The sequence below is a fragment of the Mycobacterium sp. genome (assembly GCF_035314665.1).
GTDB lineage: Bacteria > Actinomycetota > Actinomycetes > Mycobacteriales > Mycobacteriaceae > Mycobacterium.
Genome location: NZ_DATFZD010000223.1, coordinates 1 through 5,042 on the forward strand (window position 1 = coordinate 1; position 5,042 = coordinate 5,042).

3 protein-coding genes and 1 pseudogene are annotated in these 5,042 nt (G+C 65.2%); 1 reads left to right on the plus strand and 3 read right to left on the minus strand.

Annotated elements, in window-relative coordinates:
- Positions 1 to 126 precede the first annotated feature (126 nt).
- The 3 genes and pseudogenes from ltrA to VKI00_RS16695 all read right to left on the minus strand — a co-directional run.
- The gene (gene ltrA, locus VKI00_RS16685) at positions 127 to 1,485 is read right to left on the minus strand and encodes a group II intron reverse transcriptase/maturase (RefSeq protein WP_324439249.1); all 1,359 of its coding nucleotides are present in this window, start codon (positions 1,483 to 1,485) and stop codon (positions 127 to 129) included.
- A gap of 874 nt (positions 1,486 to 2,359) precedes the next feature.
- On the minus strand, positions 2,360 to 3,442 hold the full coding sequence (locus VKI00_RS16690; RefSeq protein WP_324439251.1) for an IS110 family transposase: 1,083 nt from the start codon (positions 3,440 to 3,442) through the stop codon (positions 2,360 to 2,362).
- 218 nt (positions 3,443 to 3,660) lie between these two features.
- Positions 3,661 to 4,161: pseudogene (locus VKI00_RS16695) on the minus strand (PPE family protein); the annotation flags it as partial.
- Positions 4,162 to 4,699: 538 nt separating this feature from the next.
- On the opposite strand from VKI00_RS16695, the gene VKI00_RS16700 reads away from it, so the two are divergent.
- Positions 4,700 to 5,042: TetR/AcrR family transcriptional regulator (locus VKI00_RS16700; RefSeq protein ID WP_324439254.1), on the plus strand; the 343-nt coding region annotated here is incomplete at its 3' end.

Here is a 5,042-nt window from a genome sequence, read left to right on the forward strand (position 1 = left end):
GCGCTCCTGCCGGGGTTTCCCCGCAGGCAGCTTTCGCTTCAACCTTGGCCGGTATCGCTTCCGTTTCCAGCCCCCGCCCGTCAAACCGTGCATGCGGTTCTCCCGCACACGGCTTACCGACGTTCTTCACCGGCGGCGTTCGGCTTTCCAGGCCCGAAATGGCCTGGGCGGGACGACGATCCCATCAAGGCTGATCAGGCCCAGGTGGTTGGGTGAGTTGAGCACCTGGGTCATCCCCCAACCCCGAGCTCGGCGGCGTTTGCCCCGTTTGGACAGCCACAGCGCGAGCCGGGTCAGGGCATAGTTCCTGATCTGGCCGAGCATCAGTGCGGAGTTGCCGAAGCGGAAATACCCCGCCCATCCGCGCAGGAACACGTTGAGTTCCTCCACGATCCGCCCGACCGGCACCAGCAGACGGGATCGGGCCGTGATCGACCGAATCCGATCCCGTGCGTGTTGGACCGCCTTATGCGAAGGCCAACGACCGAGGAAAACCAAGTGCGCCGACCGGGGAGTCCGCCCGCGCACCAGCCGATTGTGGAAGCCAAGGAAATCCACTCCCTGACCGCCTTCGACCAGATGCACGATGCGGGTCTTGGATGCCTTGGGCTCCAACCCGAGATCACCCAGCAGGACCGTCAACCGCTCCAGAGCGGCCTCGGCCTGTTCCCGCGACCGACACATCACCACCAGGTCGTCGCAGTAGCGCACCAGCACACCGTGCTCACTGGTGTCCCACACCCGGTCCAACCGGTGCAGGTACACGTTGCACAACAACGGCGAGATCGGACCGCCCTGCGGGGTTCCCGACACCTCACGGCGCACGGACCCGTCGGCCATCACTCCCGCACGCAGCATCGCGCGCAGCAGCTTCAACACACCCTGGTCACTGACCCGTTCCTCGATCGCTTGCATCAACTTCTCGTGCGGAATCGCCGAAAAACAATTGGCGATGTCCGTCTCGACCACCCACCGTTTGCCCTGCCAGGACTCGTCGATGAGCACTTGCAGCGCATCGTGTGTCGACCGCTTCGGGCGGAACCCGAAACTGCACGACACGAACCCGGCCTCAAAGATCGGCTCGAGCACGATCTTCACCGCGGCCGCCACGACACGGTCACGGACCGAAGGAATCGACAGCGGACGCTGTTCGCTCGTCCCCGGTTTGGGGATGAGCACCCGCCGCGCGGGCAACGGACGCCACCGATCGGCCCTCAAGTCCTCGGCCAGCTCATCCAGGAACCGGTCGACACCGTATTCCTCGACTTCGGCCAAGGTGGTCCCGTCAACGCCGGGCGCGCCGTTGTTGCGGCGCACCGCGACCCACGCCCGCCACAGGACGTCTCTGCGATAGACCTTGTCCCGCAACGCATGAAACCGTCGTCCCGGATCGGCCTTGGCCGACCGGTAAAGCGTGTGCTGCAAGGCTCGAACCGGATCCACCAGGGACCCCGAAGCGGCGGAACTAGCCAGATCGGCACTCACCGGGCACCTCCTTCCAGACACAACGCGTGAACGAAGCAGCGGCCCTTCCCTCACCGCAGGTTGTGTTGTCCTACGGCTCGATCGGTACTACGACCGCCTCCGACTCCCACCCGGCGCCCGATCCACTTCCCGGCTCCACACCGGTTATAGGACAAGCTATTCCACGCCATTCGCAGTGCGTTTCGGCCGGGGAGGGCCTCCCCAGTTCCCGCCGTCACCGTCTGAACGTTCCGCGCCCTCTTACGCCGAGGAGTCCTTCGCGGCTGCACTTCCAGGATCTTCACCGCTTCCATGGCCTTCACCGTGAACCGCCCGGCTCGGCTCTCCCTCAATATCTAACGACGCGGCAGGCTTCGCTTCCGCTACGGACCGCTCAATTGCTTCCCCCAACGGGGCTTTCGACGCTGGGCTTCGACCCGGCCCGTTTCCAGACCAAGCCGCCAGCCTGCTACCGGGCCTCCTGACAGCTACCCGGACCGGACTCACACCGGCAGGCGACGACGAGCTTTCGATCAGGTCATGACCTAAACAATCACCTCCTGAGCACTGGGCGCACCGGCTGCAGTACTGATATGGAGAGCATTTTGTCAAGGGGGCAGGGTGAAGCGGCGGCCGCAACCGTCGTTGCGGCCGCCGCTTCGTTGACCGGATGAGCTGTGGGGTGTCGAGCGTGTCGATGTCGACGCGTTGTCAGTCTGATATACGCGGGTTGGTTACCGCAGGACGGAACTTTCGAGTCGGAGTTGGCCGCTGGTCTAGAGATCGAGCGTGATCTGTTGCGGTGCAACGTGATTGCTCATAGTACAGACGCGGATCACTCCCAGACGCTTGCCGAGACCTTCGCTGCTCATCTGGACGGTTGTGGGTGTTGCGCTCAGTCCGGCATGACAGCCAATGACCAGCACCAGCCGGCCAGCTCACGGGCGATCGCGGTGTTGGCGACCACGGGGCGTTTCTTGCGCTGGTCGAATCCAGCCCAGCGAGCGTGGAGCCGGTGATTGGCCGCATGGGCGCGGTCACGGGCGGTCAGGGTGGCGGCGTCCCAGCGCCGCCGTAGATCGCGGCTGGGCCGATACGGCGCCCGGTGATGCCAGGCCGCCTCGACCAGTAGGCGGCGAGCGTGACCGTTACCGGTCTTGGTGATCCCACCCTGGACACGGGTGGCTCCCGAGGAGGACTCGGTGGGCACCAACCCCACGTAGGCCCCGATCGAGCGCCCGGTCAACCGGTGCCAGTCGCCGATCTCGACGGCCAGCCCGAACGCGGTCAGCGTCGAGACCCCGCGCAGACACCCCAGCCGGGCCACCACCGGGGTGAACTCAGAATCGGCGGCCATCGTGGTGATGGCCTCATCGAGACGGTCACGGCGGTGCACACAGGCGACCATCGCGTCCAAGGCGGCCTCATAGGCCAACCTCAGGGCGGGGTTATCGAACCGCTGACCACGCAGCCACATCTCGTGCTTGCCGGTCCACGCCTGCCCACCGCAGTAGACGATCCCTTGGCGCAGAAGCAGTTTCGACAACCGATGCCGCGCACTCATCAAATCACCGCGACAGTCCTCACGGGCGCGCACCAGATCCCTCGCCGCTTCCTGAGTCACCGTCGGGACCGCCACCTCCACGATTTGGCCCAGATGCAGCAACCGGGCCAGATGCGCGGCATCACGACCATCGGTCTTGACCCGATCCCCAGCAGGACGCACCAGCTTCGACGGCGCCGCCACCAGACACAGCACCCCGGCCGCCAGCAGGAACCGCGCCAACCCGAACCCGGTCGGACCCGCCTCATAGGTCACCGCGACTCGTCCTGGCAATGACTGCAGCCAGTCCAGGATCTCCCGATGATCCGGGCACAACCGCCGCTGAAATACCTCACCGGTGTCCTGATCCAACCCGCACGCCACCACCGATCGCGCGTGCACATCCAACCCGACGCTCGTACGATAATTCCTCACTGGGGCCTCCCCACATCTTGTGGCTCTACCGGCCAGGACCACCCTGTCGGCAACCCACGTTCACATGTGAGCGGAGGCCCCAGCCCCCCATACCGTCTAGGGCTTTATTACGACCCCGAAGAGGCGCGGGGCGGTTCCAAGGGCACGGGTGCCTTGGGCAGTACGGGTGCCGGCTTACCTGGACGGCACAGATAGTGCAGCAGCTGCTGGATAGGTCCCAATCGCGACCAGGCCGCCGAGGCGCCCGCGTGATAGCCGCCCATCGCGGTCACATCCTGGGCCCACATCTCGGCATACTCGGCCTCCTTTTGCGCGATCGCAGTGGAGTTCAGCCCAAGCACATTCGTATTTGCCAGCGCGGCGGTCACGGCCCGATTGATCGATACCAGCTGCGGGGGCACTGTGGCGGCGTGCGCCGCCTCGTAAGCAGCCGCCACCGCCGTGGCTTGGGATGCGGCCTGCTCGGAATGGCTGGCCGCCGTGTTGAGCCACGCTGTATACGGCGCGGCCACGGCCGCCATTGCCGCCGCCGAAGGACCCTGCCACGTCCCACCCTGGCCCGCCAGGCCGGAGGTCACCGACGCAAACGAGGACGCCGCCGTCCGCAATTCGTTGGCCAACCCAGTCCAGGCCGTCGCAGCCGCGAGCATCGGGCCCGACCCCGCACCGGCATGCATGAGTGCCGAATTTATCTCCGGAGGCAACACCGGGTAACTCATCAACAATCCTTCCCTTAGGGGCGCTAACTCAATCGCTTTCGTTAGTCAGCAACCGAGGACAATCGGAACGATCCGACCCGCCGTCATCGGTGCCTGCTGGCGGTGAACACCCCCCGTGGGGTCCACCGAGATAGTGGCCCGCCGCTCCCCACCGACAGCAGCCATGATGAGTCACACCGGCACCTACAGCAGCCTGGCGGCTAGTTTGGCTTGGATTGCGGCGATGGGGCAGCCGGGTCGGCATGGTTGGCGGGTGTCGGCGCCGCAGCATTGGCATGGCGCCGAGTACTCGACGCGGAGCGCGTCGAGTACGGCGTGGTTCATTGTTGTTCCGGTGTTGGCGGTTCTCCTCAGGTGGCGTCTGCTGGAAGCTCTTCGACACCTGAGGGCTTCGGGTCCGACGCACTTCAGGATGGTGAGCCATTGCACGTCAGCATGGTGCACGTCCCGTTTGGCCCGTGGCAACACACAGGGGCGTACTCACAGCGAGACGTCTAGTAATTACCTTTGTACCAACGAGAGGTGGGAAACTGCAGAAATGACCCCGAATCGACCACGTGGCCGGCCGCGTAGCCAGGAACACCGCGACGCCGTCCTAAAAGCCGCCATGGAACTCATGCGGGAGGACGACCTGCGCAGGGCGTCGATCGACCGGATCTCCGCACGCAGCGGGGTCAGCAAGGCGACCATCTACAAATGGTGGCCCAACAGAACCGCGGTGGCTATCGACGCGTTCCTGCATCAGATGATGGCCGACGCGCCCGTGCCCGACACCGGGTCGGCGGCCGAAGACTTCCGCCTGACGTTGCGCGGCATGATGGGTTTCTACACCGGCCCGCTTGGCGCGATCTATGCCCAACTCGTCGGCGAGTCGCAGTTTT